Origin of the sequence: Neokomagataea thailandica NBRC 106555 (genome assembly GCF_001598495.1) — a bacterium.
Lineage (GTDB): Bacteria > Pseudomonadota > Alphaproteobacteria > Acetobacterales > Acetobacteraceae > Gluconobacter > Gluconobacter thailandicus_A.
The window spans coordinates 1-16,411 of record NZ_BCZB01000038.1; the positions used below are offsets into that span (position 1 = coordinate 1).

The 16,411-nt window shown below is 52.6% G+C and carries 17 protein-coding genes and 1 pseudogene; 2 read left to right on the top strand and 16 right to left on the bottom strand.

Annotation, left to right across the window (positions count from 1 at the left end; genetic code table 11):
- The 12 genes and pseudogenes from NTH01S_RS10470 to NTH01S_RS10525 form a co-directional block, all read right to left on the bottom strand.
- On the bottom strand, positions 1-2,675 hold a 2,675-nt coding region (locus NTH01S_RS10470; protein ID WP_218015987.1), incomplete at its 3' end, for a DUF4011 domain-containing protein.
- Positions 2,676-2,750: 75 nt separating this feature from the next.
- Positions 2,751-3,239 (bottom strand): type II toxin-antitoxin system YhaV family toxin, encoded by a 489-nt coding sequence (locus NTH01S_RS10475; RefSeq protein WP_068173480.1) that lies wholly within the window; start codon positions 3,237-3,239, stop codon positions 2,751-2,753.
- Between the two features lie 2 nt (positions 3,240-3,241).
- Positions 3,242-3,574, bottom strand: coding sequence for a type II toxin-antitoxin system PrlF family antitoxin (locus NTH01S_RS10480; protein ID WP_068173483.1), 333 nt, complete (start codon positions 3,572-3,574; stop codon positions 3,242-3,244).
- Positions 3,575-3,737: 163 nt separating this feature from the next.
- A complete protein-coding gene (locus tag NTH01S_RS10485; protein WP_306307476.1) occupies positions 3,738-4,049 on the bottom strand; it encodes a WGR domain-containing protein in 312 nt (103 codons plus the stop codon).
- A 7-nt stretch (positions 4,050-4,056) separates the two neighbouring features.
- A pseudogene (locus NTH01S_RS10490) lies at positions 4,057-4,359 on the bottom strand (HU family DNA-binding protein); the annotation flags it as partial.
- A 180-nt stretch (positions 4,360-4,539) separates the two neighbouring features.
- Complete coding sequence (locus NTH01S_RS10495; RefSeq protein WP_068173489.1) at positions 4,540-4,854, bottom strand: hypothetical protein; 315 nt, start codon at positions 4,852-4,854, stop codon at positions 4,540-4,542.
- Between the two features lie 228 nt (positions 4,855-5,082).
- Entirely contained in the window at positions 5,083-6,345 is a 1,263-nt protein-coding gene (locus NTH01S_RS10500) for a Y-family DNA polymerase (protein WP_068173491.1), read from the bottom strand.
- Positions 6,345-6,725, bottom strand: coding sequence for a LexA family protein (locus NTH01S_RS10505; protein ID WP_068173493.1), 381 nt, complete (start codon positions 6,723-6,725; stop codon positions 6,345-6,347). Before NTH01S_RS10505 ends, NTH01S_RS10500 begins: the two co-directional genes overlap by 1 nt.
- Before the next feature lie 85 nt (positions 6,726-6,810).
- On the bottom strand, positions 6,811-7,506 hold the full coding sequence (locus NTH01S_RS10510) for an HNH endonuclease (protein WP_068173494.1): 696 nt from the start codon (positions 7,504-7,506) through the stop codon (positions 6,811-6,813).
- Positions 7,503-8,837, bottom strand: coding sequence for a replication initiation protein RepC (gene repC, locus NTH01S_RS10515; RefSeq protein WP_068173496.1), 1,335 nt, complete (start codon positions 8,835-8,837; stop codon positions 7,503-7,505). Before repC ends, NTH01S_RS10510 begins: the two co-directional genes overlap by 4 nt.
- Positions 8,838-9,220: 383 nt before the next feature.
- Positions 9,221-9,955, bottom strand: coding sequence for a transglycosylase SLT domain-containing protein (locus NTH01S_RS10520; RefSeq protein WP_245642363.1), 735 nt, complete (start codon positions 9,953-9,955; stop codon positions 9,221-9,223).
- 8 nt (positions 9,956-9,963) lie between these two features.
- Positions 9,964-10,437, bottom strand: coding sequence for an SH3 domain-containing protein (locus NTH01S_RS10525; protein ID WP_068173497.1), 474 nt, complete (start codon positions 10,435-10,437; stop codon positions 9,964-9,966).
- Between the two features lie 127 nt (positions 10,438-10,564).
- On the opposite strand from NTH01S_RS10525, the gene NTH01S_RS10530 reads away from it, so the two are divergent.
- Positions 10,565-11,455 (top strand): thioredoxin domain-containing protein, encoded by an 891-nt coding sequence (locus tag NTH01S_RS10530; RefSeq protein ID WP_068173499.1) that lies wholly within the window; start codon positions 10,565-10,567, stop codon positions 11,453-11,455.
- Complete coding sequence (locus tag NTH01S_RS10535) at positions 11,455-11,874, top strand: hypothetical protein (protein WP_068173502.1); 420 nt, start codon at positions 11,455-11,457, stop codon at positions 11,872-11,874. The genes NTH01S_RS10530 and NTH01S_RS10535 overlap by 1 nt, the downstream gene beginning before the upstream one ends.
- Here the strand turns inward: NTH01S_RS10535 and NTH01S_RS10540 are convergent, their stop codons facing one another.
- The 4 genes from NTH01S_RS10540 to NTH01S_RS11910 form a co-directional block, all read right to left on the bottom strand.
- Positions 11,875-12,165 carry a hypothetical protein gene (locus NTH01S_RS10540; RefSeq protein WP_157070952.1) on the bottom strand — a complete coding sequence of 97 codons (291 nt, stop codon included), beginning with the start codon at positions 12,163-12,165 and terminating at the stop codon, positions 11,875-11,877.
- A complete protein-coding gene (locus NTH01S_RS10545) occupies positions 12,162-12,551 on the bottom strand; it encodes a hypothetical protein (RefSeq protein WP_157070953.1) in 390 nt (129 codons plus the stop codon). Before NTH01S_RS10545 ends, NTH01S_RS10540 begins: the two co-directional genes overlap by 4 nt.
- Before the next feature lie 19 nt (positions 12,552-12,570).
- The gene (locus NTH01S_RS10550; RefSeq protein WP_169802072.1) at positions 12,571-14,724 is read right to left on the bottom strand and encodes a DotA/TraY family protein; all 2,154 of its coding nucleotides are present in this window, start codon (positions 14,722-14,724) and stop codon (positions 12,571-12,573) included.
- 102 nt (positions 14,725-14,826) lie between these two features.
- Positions 14,827-16,411, bottom strand: a 1,585-nt coding sequence (locus tag NTH01S_RS11910; RefSeq protein ID WP_068173512.1) for a hypothetical protein, incomplete at its 5' end; no start/stop codon positions are given.

Genomic DNA, 16,411 nt, shown 5'->3' on the forward strand with positions numbered 1-16,411 from the left:
CCGTCGCGTGTGCGTTCGACGGTTTTTATGGCCTCTGCTAGAGCTCTTGCCGCAGCAACAAGACGATCCTGCCACGCATTGGACCATTCTGAGCAGGCGAGGATCTTCAAACCTGACGGAAGATCAGACACAGCCTTACGCGCAATCCCAAGGCGACGTACATTCTCACGGAGCGTTATCATCTCCTCTTCGGAATGACGTGTTCCCGTATGGAAAACTAAACGGGGTGTCGCGTCTGTCCAATCGCGCACCACCCGCCCAATGGCACGGTGAAGTGTCCATCCATTCGGATCAGGCGCATGGAGCAGGTTCACCACATCATTGAGTTCATCGCGCAAACGGCGAATATCATTCGCTTCACGCGCCCATTCTTCGGCCGTGAAACTGTCCCGGGCCGTCCAGGCACTATCCAATTGTTTGAGAACGGCCGACTTTGTGGCTTTTGCCGAATGCAATTCCAAACAAAACGGTCCCAGCCCTTTGCTGGCCAACCGTCTTTGCACAACATCAAGTGCTGCTTGCTTTTCTGCGACGAATAAAACGCGCCGACCAAGCGCCATATTATGCGCAATGATATTGGCAATGGTTTGGCTCTTCCCGGTTCCGGGCGGTCCATCCAACACAAAATTCCGCCCTTCTGCGGACGCATAAACGGCTACGAGTTGCGAGCTATCCGCGGGCAGGGGCGTGAATAATTGCGCAGGATCGACCCGCTGATCCATCTGCTCGGCTTTTGGGAAATCATCACCATCATCAAGATGCACGCTGCCATCGCGTTCAATGAGGTGATGCACAACGGGGCTTTCTTTGAGATCTGCGCCCCGTTCGACCAGATCCCGCCACATCAGATATTTGGCAAAAGAGAAACTGCCGAGCACGACCTCTGGAACAACCTCAAAACCGGGCATGTCACAGACGGCTTCGCGCACACGGCGCCAGATGGCGTCAACATCAAGGCCACTCTGATCTTTAGGCAAATCCCCGTCGAGCCCCGGAATTTCCAGAGCAAAATCTTGGCGTAAAAGCTCCAAGAGCGTTAGATTAAACCGCGCCTCATCTTCATGCGCTTTCATGGTCATACCCGATTGCACGCTCTTACGGTCGAGTTGCACGGGGACAAGGATCAAAGGCGCACGATACGCCTTTTCATCATTCGGTGCTTTTTTCCATTTTAAAACACCAAAGGCCAAGAAGAGCGTATTGGCTCCCCCCTCTTCAAAGCTGGCACGGGTCTTACGGAACAGCTCGATGAGAGCCGCATCGAGCTTATCTTTAGGGAGTTCAGACATGACCTCCTGGCGTTGCAACGCCTGTTCTGCCAGCTCGTCCGCCAAGGTCGCGTGGTTTTGTTGCTCATAAATCTTTTGATCTCGACCGCTGGCGGCAAGGTCCGGCATAGGAACAAGACGTAAGGTCTTCTCTGCCGCAAGCATATCTTCCAGCACAGCAGGGCTGGGGCAATGCAGCCGGAGCATGCTCTTACCACTGCGGATACTGAGCAAATTATTCGACGTCGTCAGATTGAGCAGTTTGCGCTGCCATTGCTGGATGCGGCCTGTCGGAGAGTCTGGTGTTTCGTCTTTGAGAATATCCGTATCAAAAGCTGGTAGAGACGGGGCGGCTTCTAATCCTTCGCGTATAACGCGGGTTGCCTCATCGGACGCCTCACTCTCCGAAGCAACAACGCCTAATGGGCGGATTTTTTGCAACCGTGCGCGTCGTATATCAACGGCCATACGGAATTGCGCGTCAGACTCTTCCGAAAGCTGGCGCCGTGCGGCTTTGATGGCCTCGTTGAAAGACGAAGGGACTTTATGCGTCACCCCTGTCGTTTCGAAGATAACGATATCGTCAAGGTCGATACGCCGACGCAGTGCCGCCGCTTCTTCCGTAAGAATGGTCGCAAATTCGAGAGGCTGAAGCCACACACCCGTGAAAGCATGGCCTTCAGTCACAACCACCACAGCATGCAAGCCAGCCTGCTCAAGGGCTGCCGCAAAGAATAATGCTGTATCAAGGCACGTCGCCACACCACCGCTCATAATTTGCGAGGGTGTACGGATTTTTTGGCCCGTCATTTCGAAAGACGCGGGGGGCAACGCATAGGTTAGACGCAACCCGGCGAGAGCCGACCAAATTGCCGATGTGATTTCCCAAACGCGCTCTCGTTCTTTGCTTTTATAACCGTCCAGCGCATCGGGACGCCCCGCACTGCGTAAAACATCCGAAGCCGCTTTGATCATTTTATCGACGGCTGGATCATTGGGCATCACAAAAGCCGGTAAAAGCTCGGCCATTGTCGTCGATCCGCCCCATTCATTATGGGCAAGCAGGTCAATCGGGCTGTCTGAGGCCGCAAGGAGCGCCCCCTCTTTATCGGTCAGGCGTAACGTGAGCGTTCCGTTAAGCCCTTCCGTCAACGTACTGAGCTGATGCGCTTCGAGCGTAACATCACGGTCTTCAATGACCTGTTCTACACCAGGATCTAAGCGATCAATCCGCCATGTCTTAGCGTGAACACAGGAGGGGTCAGAGGTGAGTGTTAGAACCACATCATGCAGCGATGCGACATCCTGCGGTGGTACAATGCGGATTTCACGAATAAGGGGGATAGCGTTTTGGTGCGTTGCAAAACCAATTTTTGTGGCAAAGCTGCCTTCTAAAATCCAACCCACTTTTACGCTCCCGCGATCTATTTAACGTTTATAATGCTCTGATTTTTATGGACACGAAGCTAAAATTCTCTTGTCTCACACAGAGGGTGACGCAGCCGTGAGCCGCTCTGCCACAGTCTTTTGAGAGACCGCTCGGTACAACTCTTCCCAATCATTGGGCGGTTGGCCGTTGTCTAACATGCCCTTGAAAACCCGGTAGGCATCGTTTTTTGCGCCATAGGTCCGCAAGGTTGTTTCGTCATTGACCCAAGCAAAAATGATGATTTTTGCCGCCGAACTATAGCGAAAAAAGAGGCGGAAACGACCATTGCCAAATTTGACCCGGAACCAGTGTTTGTAATCACCGCCAAGTGTAGAACCCTGCCGGTAAATGGCCAATGTTGGATCAGCCGGAATACGCTCAAACACCAATCGGTTTAGCGCCGCCAGAAGTTTGGTGTTGGCATTACTCTGGTAGTTATCAGGCTTTTTGGCTTTCAGTGCCTCAACAGTAGCCGTCAGCTTTTCCAGTTGGTCGAGAAAAAGAGGATGCGCAAGAAGGGTCCAACCGTTCACGACGGACATGATCAAAGCGCCACAGGACCATCAATGGCACTTTCGAGATCATCATCTATCCCGCCAACAAGTGCGCCCATGCGTTCACGCAACGCACCCGGCATTGGAAGGAGAGAGGTGTCTGGGTTGTTCGTCATGTCTTGTGCAAGGAAGGACAGAAAGGCTTCAATAACGGGGTCATGCGCCTCTTCAGCCACTTTCTCGATCGTGACGCGACGGTTGTCATCCACGATAAAAGCGATGCGCCCCCCATAATCAACACCAAGGGCTTGCCGAACAGCTTTAGGAATTGTGGCTTGCCCTTTTGAGGTAAGGGTACTCTCGTCTTTCAGTAGCGTCGTCATTATGACCTCCTAAACCAAGAATAAAGTAATGAAAAATCATTACTCATGTCAAGAGATTTACGAGATCAATCGAGCATTATCGACTAATCAGTTCCTCATACTTTTCATCACACTCCAAGAGTACATGACGCAAAACAGACAGGGCATTAGGCATTTACATCGTTCACGTTTCCTCTGCATAGCCTCGGCGCATTTTACTCCGCGCCCACCGCATGAGCGCTTTCTGCGCCAACGCAGCATCCTGACACGGTTCGCGCCGTTCTTGCCCTGCGGTCCCGATCCGTCCCCATGAGCGCACCAAAACCGTGCTCCCAAACAAATCCGTCTCAAGATGGAGACGATAAAAACGCCAACAATTCTTCTCCGGCACGATGCGCTGCAAACGCATCGTTTCTGGAAACAAAGACAATTGCTGCCGCATCGTTTTGGCTTGGGGCATAGTGCGGCTGCTGCTCTCAACAGCCGACAGGGTCAAAGAGCACTTACACCGAAGCTTTCAGAGCCTCTTTCAAGGCTTTGGCCGGCGTAAAGGTCAGCTTCCGAGATGCTGCAATCGTGATTGTCTCCCCGGTTGATGGCTTACGCCCTTCACGCTCTGGCGTGTCTTTCACTTTGAACTTCCCCAGCTCCGGAAGATTGACCTCTTCGCCACTTTTCGCCGCGACGGTAATCGTGCTGACTAAAGCATCCAACATGGCTCGGGTCTCAGCCTTACTCGTCTTCGTGGTGTGCGCAATCTGCTCGACTAATTCTGAAATCTTCATCGTCCTACCGTCCTCGATTAAAGCCTCAGCAGAGGTTTTACTGTGAGAATCTTAGACGTCTTTCAAGACAATCAGAATATTAAAAAAGAAAAACAGCGGTTGCGGTTGAGCCTGTTGATCTGTGGGCAGAAGGGTGTTTCGTTCCGAAACACCCTGTTCGCGCCAGCGACTGTCCATACATCCACAGGCTAGGACAGAGCGTTAGGACACCCACCCATGCACCCCACGCCAGGCCGTATTCAGACTACTCATGACCGTACTGCGGGCATAAGGCGGGGTGTTATAACGCGGATCTTGTGTGAGCTGATCCCACATCTTCTGAAGCTGCGTGCGTGTTTTCGGGGCTTGCTGTTGGGCAAAATTCCGTAAAATCCGCATAGCCTGCTCCACGGCGGCGGCGTGCGTCTCCATCACCGTGTGATAGGCTTCGGTCGTCACAATGCTCTTTGGGTCAGGTTCCACCGCCACAAGGGTCATTAATGCGGCATGCGCTGTGTCCAAAGCCTTCTGCGTCACTCATGATACTCCGTCTTAAGAACGAGAACTTGCCCATTCGTGTGAATGTCCCGCCATGATCTCGATGCACTGATCATGACGTAACCCCTCTTCACATAGATAAAAACAAAATATTATTTATTTAGGCAATAACAATTCCTTTATATATATAAAATATACAAATTAACCATTCATAAGTTATTTAACTGATTCATCTTTTTAAAAGATATAACCTTTTCCCTATACGGTTTACCCGCTTCTGACCAACGGAATGTCGCGCAAGACTGTCGTATAACTGGGGGATCGCAAAGCCGAACGTCCGCGCCAAGGTTCGTCTATACCGGTCGCAAGAAGATAGACAGCTTTGCGCCCATAACGCGCATTCATCTGATCCATTGCCGCCATAAGTGCCTCTGACCGCGGCGATAACACCGTATCCCCCCATAAATCCCCTTGAACACCAGAAGATCGTATATCGGAAAGGATAACCCCCGCTTTGTCATACGCGTAGCCATCACGCCATATATTGTGCACCAATCGCCATGCCTGGCGGATGAGATCACGCGTATCCGATGTCGGTGTCATCGTCATCGTCGCTTGGTTCGCATAGCGCGGTCCCTGTTTGAACGGGCTCGTCCGGATAAAAACCATCATATGCGCCGCAACACGCCCTTCCGCACGCAAACTCTCGCCCAGACGACTGACAAAACTGGCCACCGCTGCCTGCAGGGACTCTCGGTCATGGATGCTTTGACCGAAACTGCGCGATGCTGTCATGGCATGACGTGGTGCCGCACATTCCTGAAGGTCCAAATTGGACACACCGTTCAGCTCGGCCACCAAACGCACCCCTGTCACCGAGAGACGTTTGCGGATCTTCCCCGTCTCAAGGGCCATGAGATCCGCGATGGTGTGCACGCCTTCCCCTTGCAACCGCTCTGCCTGTTTCCGCCCAATGCCCCAAACGGACTCAACCGGCAAACGCGCAAACCACGTCATACGCTGCGCTGGATCCGACAGATCACACAGCCCCGCGAACTCTGGATGTGTTTTCGCAATATGGTTTGCCAATTTGGCCAAAGTCTTCGTTGGTCCCCAACCGACACAGGTGGGAATGCGCGCCAAACGCCAGACATCCTCACGCAAAGCCGCACACACTGATGGCACATCAGCGATACCCGTCAGGTCTAAAAAGAATTCATCAATCGAATAGGGCTCAACGGCGGGCACACGCTCTTGGAGGATCTGAGACACTCTGCGTGACATATCGGCGTAAAGCGCAAAATTGGATGATCGCCAGATGACATCACGGCATTCGGGACGTTTGCGAGCGAGATGCCACGGCTCTCCCATAGCAACACCACAGGCCTTTGCCTCGTTCGTCCGTGCTATCGCACAACCATCATTCCCCGATAACACCACAACAGGTTTGTTGTGCAAACGGGGATCAAAGGCGCGTTCACAGGAACAATAAAACGCATTCCCATCAATTAAAGCAAAGAGTTTTGTCATTACGGGTCAAGACGCACTAAGCCATCAACAATCCCCCACAGCATGATCTCCTCTTGTGAGGAGAGCTGACGCGGAGGAACACCGGGCGTTGCGGCTTGCAGCCACCAACCCTTTTGATCGCGCGTCAATGTCGCCAGTGTCAGCGTCTCGTTCAAACACGCAATCACCAAACGTCCCGCTTGCAAAGGCAGGGCTGTATCCACAATGACAATATCGCCGTCTCGGACTCCACGGCTCTCCAAACTCTGGCCCGTGACCCGCATCAGGTAACGTTGTGGTCGTGCAAGATCCAACACGGCACTTAAATCCACGGGTCCGTCACACGCCTCGGCGGCCGGGGACGCGAAACCCGTTGTTCGATCGCCCTTATACGCTGTCATAGTGTTCTCCTCATAAAGCAGAACATAACGAGAACATTGACCCCATGCACGTTCTTTTTTCGAGAACAATCCTCACACCGTTTTCTCAGCCCATCCGTGCTTTCTCCTCAAAACCCCGCTGAATATCCCGCGCCTTTTCGACCCCATCAGGGACAAGCGTATAGCCGTAATGCTGAGCAACCCAAGACACATCACAGCGCCAAGATTGACGGCTACGCTGACGCCATTGCGTTATCGCCTGTGCGACACAGTCTTCCGCTTGTGCTACCGACCATTGGTTGATGTGACACAACCAGCGTAACGCCTCGGTACGCCGTCCCATCACCTCTGTTCGCCCCCAATGACGCACCGCATGGCACGAAGGACAGAGCGCAACGACACCAGCCAAACGCTGACACCGGGTTTGGTCGTCATAAGACCATCCTTCATCGGCTTCGACGGGATGATTTGGACCTTGTTCGCCGCAAACATGACAACAATATCCCGAACGCGCATAGGCGGCACGCCGAATGACATCCCAATCAGGCTTCGCCAGCAGGGCGCGTAAATTCCATCCCCAGAGCGGCTGGGGGACCATCCACGGTCGTAAAGCCACCTCGCCAATTTTCAATCGATACCGACGCGGTAACCACCGCACGAGTGGTGATGTTTCAGCCAAGGAAGAGCGTGGATGGGGCCAGAGCAGACGTTGGCTACGGGCGTCCCACACAGCTCCAGCTTGACGGGCCTCGGCGCGACGTTTCAACGGGACACAGAGCGGTAAAGCTGCCGTCTCGGTCATGCACACGCTGCGGTATGTTCCGCCAAAATAGCCCGGAATTTCGCCCGAATGGTGCTGGCCGGTGTGACGGCATGATCGGGGTCCCCCCGCAATCCAAACAAACTCCGATCCAAACGCAGCATCCCTAGACGGCCGCGCTCAATCATTGCGCGCAAATAGGCTTCCCGATTGCGAATATCCGCACCACGACTGATGCGCGCGGCCATAACGATCACAGCAATCGCGGTCTTTTCGCGACCAAGAATCACACAGCCTTGTTGCCAGCTGTGCAAGGAAATCCCGAGATGTTGGGTTAAATGTTCAGCCGCCTGCACCAAATCCGCCAGTTTGGGCCGAGATGTTGTGCAGAGATCGCGTAATGTCGGGCAGACATCCAAGAAAAATTGGGATGTCCCACGAAATCCCCCCAACACATCTGTGAGGCTCGACACAGTTTCCTCATTCTGTGCTGTTTGACGGGAGGAGACAGACGTCTCACACGCTGCATGGTCAATGCAATTGCGCTCATTGAGCGCTACTGGCCCTACTTCGTAAGAATTTTTATCTTTTTTTGTAGTCGTATAAGGGGTGTCATTTTTGGCGGTCATGCCGTGCAATTCTGAAGGGCATGAGGTGTCTGAAAAAGCGTTATCCACAGGCGGTTTTTGGCCGTTTGTGAGGTAGTGCGCATGGATGTCCTGCATCATGGTTTTGAGATGCTCCAAATGCTCTTTATTCTGGACCTCACGGCGCTTACGCATCAGGCTGCGTAGGGACATAACCAGTGTCTCAGGTAAAGCAACAGCGCCATAGCACAGTTCGTTGAACAGTTGAGCTATCTCATCGCGCAGTGCTTGGCAGGCGCGCTCATAGGCTTTGATGGCATGAAGCCGCTCGGTCATTTCAGGGTAACGGTAGCGTAGCGAGGACAGATCAAAGCCCACGCGCTCCGTACCATCCTCATAGCGACAACCACGATGTCCATTACGGCCATCAATGGGCACGAGATAGCCGCCCTCGGCGATCTCACGGATATAGCGTCTGAGGGTGCTTTCATGCCCACCAATCCAGCGCAGCATGGTGGCATTACGGGCAAAAATAAAGGGCCGTCCATCAGCGTCCCAATCTTTATTAGGCGTCTGACGAATCATGGCGCCCAATAACTGGGCCGCACCACGGCTCAACCCTAGAATGCGAACGCCCTTATTTATCAGGCTCAGCAGATCCGCCCGGCTGGGGAAGCTCGGCGGGGTGAGAGTCAATTCCTCACGGGCACGCCGCATGGCTGGCGTGATGGTACGGCGACCCGGTGCACGTTGCACCGACGGCACCGTCGAAACAGAAGACATCATGGATGACACACTTTTGGTCAGAGAATGGGAAAGTCGGATCCATCTCTCGGCCTGTCATCAGACAATACGACACCCTGCGCAAAAACACTTGCGTTTCGACCGAATAGGTGTGTAAGGTGAGGTTACTCAACGTTCACCTTCTAATCATCTGGATGACCCTGGCTTTACCGATCGCCAAATCGGGAGAGCTGGGGTTTTCTTTTATCTGCGGTGTTGCATGGTGCGGGACTCCTTTACACACAAGATGATGTCCATTTCGGACGGATAGGACAGCTTGCCTTGTTCCAGGAAGCACGGCAACCGCAAAACTCAGGTAACATTCTGAAACAGCCCAAAAAACTGAACCGTATTCATGACCTCTTCGGTAAAACATGAAGAAATCCTTAAGAACTTCCTGTTGCGGTTGCCTTAGCGCCAGACCCCATCCGCGCCGACACCGTCGCGTAATACTGTCCGACCGTCCAAGTGCTCATATGATTGGCAGCTAAAGCCTGCGCCGACACGAAATTGCTCAAAGGCTGTGTCTGGTCATCGGCTGTTGCCAGTTTACTCCCCGCAGAAGGGCCAAACATATACGCCCCATAGACTTCGGCGGAACTCGGTGCGCTTCCGGTGGCCCGACTCACAGAGGATGCATAATCGCTGATAATCGCACTGGCGACCTTGGCTTGCGCCGTTGGATCATTACGATCACCATCACTCAAGCCGAGTTGAGAGGCATATTGGGACCATGTGCCATTGGTAATTTGCCATACACCTTCCGCACTGGAGGTGGTGTTACCCACATTACTAAAATGGCTCTCAATCTGCGCAAACGCGGCCAAAGTGTCGGGGTTAACCCCGGCTGCTTGCGCCGCAGCGATGGCGCTCGCCCCATAAGACTGCGCTTGAAGCGTCGCCGTCGCACTGCCGCCGCCCCAATTCCCACGATACGGCGTAGACGAAGAATCACCCTTTTGACTTGCGCTGGCATTGCTTCCCGCAAGTGCAAAAACCGGCGCACCGGATTCCGGTGTTGTGGGGATGACTTGAGGAGGCACTGCTCGGATCGGTAAAGGCGCTCCCGCGCAGAACAAACCCAGGCATGCGGCACTCCACCGCATGACCTGTTGCAGCATGGATGGCATTACCGTGAATACGCAAAAACGACTTTGCCATTCGGGGCTTCCCCCGCAACGTGACAATGCGGGGGGGCGGTTGGCGTGGCGGGCATAAAGTCATGAAGATCACGGGTGTGAACCCACCCAAAGTTCTGCCCGACACGGAGAATCTTCGTCCAGCGGCCGTTTGTTTCGGTTGTAACCGCGACCGGAGACACCATCGCGCCAATTTTAGGACTATAGGCATCGGGCTGCGCATAAACCGGCAAGAAGTCCTGACGCGGGCTTTTGCACACCAGTCCGTCCGGCACAGGGCGCGTCGCGTGGGTCTGAGCACCAACGGGGGTGACGGGCGCGCCCAACGATACGGGAGCGTCAGCCTGGTTTTGTTGCGAGAGACGTTCCAAATCCTGCGGTGAGGCATGTGGCGCGGCATGAGCCATGCCGACAAAGCCACACAAGGCCGCGACAAGTGGAAGAACGTTGGTCGTGCGGATCATAGCGATACTCCAATTCAGATCAGAGTTTCAGTCTCGTTTCGGTGTGTGTGAGTGCAAAATGTTTTTTTTCGTTTTGCACTCACACAGACGCAGGCGACGATGAATCCTATTGAGTGAGGACATAAGAATGACGATCCGGACCACCATTATGGCTGTCGTGTGCAGTGTTGTGCCCGCAACAGCCTGCGCTGCGACGCAATGTCAGGCCGCCCCCCATGTGGGTCAAAATTTTGAAGAGCAAGTGACCCCCCATTCCAGCCTGCAATCAGCTGGTCGGGCGTTTACACAGTCGGAAATAGAGGCCAGCCCTGTCTTACAGCGCCTGGCCAGTCATGGCGCGCAACTCTTCGATCGTGGTCGTGTCCATGGGCTGCAAAGTGTTTTCGCGGTCCAGGGCGAACAGTTTCAAATGTTCTATATAACCCCGGACCAATTGGCTGAAATTGGCGGGGTGATGTGGGATAGCCAGGGACACAATATCACGCGCACGCAAACCGAAACTATTGCGGGCGTTGTTCCAACTATTCATTTGGACGAACACAAAGCAGCAACAAATACTCGTGATTATTATGCGCGCCTCGCGAGCAGTCATTATGGAATCATTGGCGACCCGAAAGCGAAGCGCGTTTATATGATCATTGATCCCCTGTGCCCCTTCTCAACCTCAGCCTTTGACACGTTAAAGCCCATGATTGACGCCAAGCGAATAAGCCTGGCGGTCATTCCTATCGCGATTAACGACCATGAGAATAATGGGGCGAGCAGTCCTGCAGCACGCAGCTTATTAAATCATCAACAGATAATGGCGAGCCAATGGCAAAAAATCCGTGATCTTGGGCATAGTCCTGATCTGAATGATGCCTCTCCGGAAGCCGCGTCTGAACTTGTGATGAATATGGCGGCAGCTCATGATGTTGGGCTTAAGGGCACTCCGACCTTTGTGTGGGAGGATAAATCCGGCGTAAAGCTCTCTGCGGGCCTGCCGGATGACATCATGCAACTGACGGGACAGTTTTAATGGGACAGCGCCTTAAAAAAATATGGTCTTCTGCCAAATGGGTAGTGCGCCCCTTTACGCTATCATTAAAAGATTCGGGTCGTCTTTCTCGAACAGGCTATAATTTTGCACGCAATATATCTCAGCATTTAGACCAATCATTCACTGAGAACCCACGCCACAATGTATTATTGCGCCGCTCTCGCCTTAAGGCTCGATTTTATGGTGCTTGGGTCGTCCTGCTCAGTGTTCTGTGTTTCTATGAAGCCATGTTGGCACAGCATCGAGATGTGGCAAACTGCCTAATCTATGGCGCACTTATCCTAATAGGCGCAGCGCAAGCGTTGAGCGCGGCGTTTGAAAATTGGACCTTGCGACGCCAACAACGGGGCAGTTTTGGGGACTTCATTACCTCGGGGCCGGAGATATGGCCGCGTTAATTAAAACGTCCCCGCAAGGGCGGATTGGGCCTGTGTATTCCAAGGGGCATGTTCGTAATCCGGGCGCTTGCTCTGATTGGCTGGGTCGGCCACAGGCACGACGAGCCCTTGCGCGCTGCCCGAGATGGGCTGCCAGCGTGCCGGGGCTGACCCATAGGCCATAGTCGGATCGTAAAACGGGGCTTTGACCGGAGGAGCGGGGGGGGCTTTATGCGCGACGACAGGGTCAAGATTGCCTTGAGCGCAACCCGCACAGAACAGGCCCAACACCACAGACAGAGGTAGTTTCATGAGCGTTGAGCCAATTGACGTTCCAGTTCAGCAATTCGAGCCTGAGCGTCCTGAAGTTTACTCTTTAACCCCTTACCCCATGTATAACAGTCATCTCTTTCTTTTTGCAGGCGACCATACCCTTCATAAAGGCGTTTATATTCTGCTCGTTCCTGAGCGAGTTCAGCAGCTCTTTCATTCCCCCAAGCTTCGTAATCGTCACGATTTCGCATGATCCGTTCTATATCCGACTGACTTACTTGGAGTTTATCCTGGAGACGATGATTCTCGTTCAGGACCTTGACGTAATCGGCCTGCGATATCCCGGAAGAATTTTGATTGGAAATATTCCGATTAAGACGGTCAATCCCAAGCTGTATTTGGGATAAAAAATATCCGTTTGACATTATTGCTTCATCCTTCTCCTTATTTTGGCTTTGCAACACGCATGGTTGCCTTCGTTGTTGAGTCTATACCGTTCTTTTCCGGCTTGGTAGGCTTATTTCCTGATTTATTACTGTTATTTTCTGGTGACGGCATGCCTGATTGAGCAATTTGCGCAATATTCTCTGTCGAGTGTCCCGCCCCTCTTCCGACCGTATCATGAGCCATGGCATCCGCATCAACACGCCCAATGGACGACATGCCGAGCATAGCAGGAAGATGATGCGGCAAAGTATTAATCAAACGAAAAGACAACATGGCAGCGGCTGTTTCCAGTCCGACAAACATGACCAACATGACCATAATGCCGATCAGATTGTCCAGAAGATCGCCCCGAGCAAACACGAACCCAGCCGCAATACTAAAGGATTTCATCAGAAACCAGGAAATCGCACTAAAGACCGTATAGCTCAGAATAAGACCCGCAATCATCATGACAGGGCGAAAGAAAATGGTAAAGAGGAGCTCATAACCACGCAGGGCTTTACCATGCAGGCCATCGCCCTCAAAAATCATATGCGCAAGGGCCCAAACAGGTACAACCACAACGGCCTCGACCACGATGATGAACCATCCCGCGACACCTGCGACCCAATACACGTACGGGGCCATGGGTATAACATAAGCGAGAAAGATCCCCGGAATAAGGATCATGGAAAGGGCCAATAAGATGGGCGTTAGCAGGGATTTGATAATCGTTGAGGCCAATAATTGTACAATGGCGGACACGATCTCAGCAGGATCAAAAGTCAAAATCCCACCGGCTGCATTGGCAAGGGCAAGAGTTTTAGAACTTAAGGCAATCGCCAAAACACCGCTAAGCAAGGCCGTATGGATTAAGAAATGTCCTAATCCAATCAAACCACCCAATGGGTCAGCCCAATCCTGTCCCGATCCCGGCGCTACGATATGGTTTAAAATAGCAGTGAGTAAATGCTCGCTCAGTCCAACCTTACGCAAGGTTTTAGCCACCCCACTGGACGATAAATTACCATCTGAATAAACCGCATTCGGCCCGTTTGGTGCATAAGCGCTATCTGTCGTACTGACACGAGTAAGACTTTGCTCAGCATAGGCATCGAGAGCATGACGATAGGGGGCTACATCGCCGGCTAAATCGCCTAGTGACGTCCAGCTAGGTCCTGACACATCGGGAAAATTCTCAGCAATGGAAAAGACTTCACTATTAAGACGTGCAATTTCGAGATAATAGGCGCCTAACCCTGTCCATCCGAGTGCATTGAAGCCCTGTAAATTGATCGTTTTATGAGAACGAACCATTGCGACGGCCTTGCTGGCCGCATTCGTCATGGCTACGGTGTAAGTATTTGTTTCACTAGTAATGACGGAGTCTAAAGACAAAAGATCATTGCTTGATTTATTGTTCCAATTTTTTTGGGCAATAGGTTCAACCTCTTTACGAATATCTGCAACAACAGCAAGCAAAGCGTCCGACTGATCTTTTGAAATACTCGCCCAATTTTGCTTGACACTGCTATCGTTTGTTCCTTGTTGCAGCGTCATTGTCGCGGTAAGGCGTTTTTGCGTAATGACCCCGCATACTGGATAAGGTCCTTGCTGCCCAACAGCCAGAGTATATGGCAAAGTGATTGTGTTTGGCACTGTGTGAAGAGTGGGGACGGGCACGAGAGCGGGGTTATGCGACGCCGCGTTAAGCAAGGCACGGCAGTATTCGTTGACTACAATTTGAGTCACGACGCGCTGTGTCCCCGGAATGGTCGGTTCACTGATGGGGAGCGCGGATGGCCCAACACTTTTCATGACCACTGATGACAAATTTCGGGCCATGCCAATACTGAGCTTGGCTGTTGTCAGAACAAGCTGTTGGCCACAGGAAAACCCATTATACACGGGCAGCATTAAAATCAGGGCAAAGATTAAACGGATAGGTACCCACCCGTTAAACTTCGCCGAAAAAATTTTCCCGTTTTCTGCCGTTTTATGAATTTGCAAATAGGACGCGTAGCTGATCCATAAACCGGCCAACATCAACACATAAACACTGATCCATTTCAGCATCGTGCCGGTAACGGTTTCTCCTCCAGAAATTGGAAAAATCCGCTGTAAAACAGTCCAACTCCAGTCATCACCTGGGTCAAGATTCGACCAGGACACCGCAAGATTTGTGTCCCCGGCATAGGCCGGAGACACGAGAACGATGCTCAACAAAATAACGAACAGGTTTAAATAATGACGTCGCACAGGATGGCACATTGTTTAGGGAGCCGGTGCGTGTGACGTAGAGACGCTTTGCTCACGCTTGATCTTCTGATCTCGGTCAAAAAAGACCTGCATGATTTTTTTGACAAGCTTTTCCGCCATCTCACCAGCGGCTTGCAAAAGACTTCTTCCGGAATCACGAGACGGCATGCCATCAAGCGATTTTCCCATGTCATGCAATTTACGCTGCGGTTCTGCCAGATGCTCTTTTGTCGACATGCCGCGACCTTTGACCTCGCTGATTAAGGTGCTGTATTGCCGCGTCGCACGCGACATATTTTCCTTCAGACGGTCGTGCAGTTTCCGAAAACTCGGGTTCGATTGATAGGTTTCATCAAATTTGTGACGCAAATCTTTGTAGGGGCCATCAGTCGTCATGCCTTTGATGACATCTTCGCGTGACGCACCTGTTGTCTGGAGCGTTTTGTTGAATTGTTCAAAGAATTCACGTCCAACGGACTCAAATTCAGCGCGGTCTTCTCCAATCGTATGGAGCGTGTCTGATACAATTTTACTTAATGCCTGGACCCGGCGAATATCAGGAGCCATCGGCTCTTTCTTTTCGGAAAGTTTATTAAACATACTCATAGCATGGTCACTAATAGTGGGACGTATAACACCAGGAGAAGGTTGCGTTTCCCCTTGGTGTTGGGAGGGCTCTTCTTGCAAGCTTGGACCTTCCTTCGTTAAGGTTTTGGCCGGTGTTTGCCCACTATTTGGCCTTTGATAACCAGTTTGGCCCTCACCAAAATCATGGGCCCCCTCAGTCTCCTGATGGCGCTGAGCAGTCGGCTGTTGAGGTACGACACTTGCCTCTTCAACAGGAGCCTCCGCAACGTGCTCCGGTGCGCCCTGCTGTGCAGGTGCGACCAAGTCCTCGCGCACAGCGGAGGGCGCATCAGGAGCTACATTCGTGGCTGGAGCTGTGTCAGAGCTTTGTGGTGCACTCGCCGGTTCTTGTGGTGCACCATGTTCGTCTTGCGTTGCTTCAGGCTGCGGCGCTGACACGTCCTGTTGAGCCTCTTCTGGAGATACAGCGCGTGCAACGTTGTCATCAGGCTGCGCAGACGGCTGCTCAACCGCCGCAGCACTACGCTCCTCGGTACCATGCGGCTCTGTGTCTAATGTCGCGTCGGGGGGGGCGACCGGCGCGACACGGGGAGTATCGGCCACCTGTTCTGCCGACGTGGCCTCAGTTTCTGTAGCGGTTAGGGCCTCTACAAATTTTGTGGGCGACGCAGACGCTTCAGCACGGAGTTCGAGCCGTGCTGCGGCTTTGATATATTGGCGAGCCTCCTGAGCTTCGGGAGGGAGGGTTGATAAGGCGAGAGCCTGTGCTCGAATATCATTGACCAATGATCGATCGGATAAGGTTGAGCTCTGTACAAGAAGATCTTTCAGATCTTCTTGTACGAGACCCGGGCATTGGATGGCATGGTCTTGCAACTGCGCAGAAAGCGTCGGCGGTAACCATGGCTGCATCTGTGTGCCGCTATGCTCTTTCCAGTCCTGTACCAGCCAGCCGACTTGCGTCATGAACTGTGCATTATGCGCCAATTCAGGATGCTCTTTGAGTTTTTGT

Excerpts from the sequence above, each read along its gene's own strand:
- NTH01S_RS10475 (WP_068173480.1), bottom strand. The coding sequence starts at position 3,239 with ATGTCCGTCGTGAACGGTTGGACCCTTCTTGCGCATCCTCTTTTTCTC.
- NTH01S_RS10500 (WP_068173491.1), bottom strand. The coding sequence starts at position 6,345 with ATGACAAAACTCTTTGCTTTAATTGATGGGAATGCGTTTTATTGTTCC.
- NTH01S_RS10480 (WP_068173483.1), bottom strand. The coding sequence starts at position 3,574 with ATGACGACGCTACTGAAAGACGAGAGTACCCTTACCTCAAAAGGGCAA.
- NTH01S_RS10545 (WP_157070953.1), bottom strand. The coding sequence starts at position 12,551 with ATGTCAAACGGATATTTTTTATCCCAAATACAGCTTGGGATTGACCGT.
- NTH01S_RS10505 (WP_068173493.1), bottom strand. The coding sequence starts at position 6,725 with ATGACAGCGTATAAGGGCGATCGAACAACGGGTTTCGCGTCCCCGGCC.
- NTH01S_RS10530 (WP_068173499.1), top strand. The coding sequence starts at position 10,565 with ATGACGATCCGGACCACCATTATGGCTGTCGTGTGCAGTGTTGTGCCC.
- NTH01S_RS10510 (WP_068173494.1), bottom strand. The coding sequence starts at position 7,506 with ATGACCGAGACGGCAGCTTTACCGCTCTGTGTCCCGTTGAAACGTCGC.
- NTH01S_RS10535 (WP_068173502.1), top strand. The coding sequence starts at position 11,455 with ATGGGACAGCGCCTTAAAAAAATATGGTCTTCTGCCAAATGGGTAGTG.
- NTH01S_RS10520 (WP_245642363.1), bottom strand. The coding sequence starts at position 9,955 with ATGCTGCAACAGGTCATGCGGTGGAGTGCCGCATGCCTGGGTTTGTTC.
- repC (WP_068173496.1), bottom strand. The coding sequence starts at position 8,837 with ATGATGTCTTCTGTTTCGACGGTGCCGTCGGTGCAACGTGCACCGGGT.
- NTH01S_RS10540 (WP_157070952.1), bottom strand. The coding sequence starts at position 12,165 with ATGAAACTACCTCTGTCTGTGGTGTTGGGCCTGTTCTGTGCGGGTTGC.
- NTH01S_RS10525 (WP_068173497.1), bottom strand. The coding sequence starts at position 10,437 with ATGATCCGCACGACCAACGTTCTTCCACTTGTCGCGGCCTTGTGTGGC.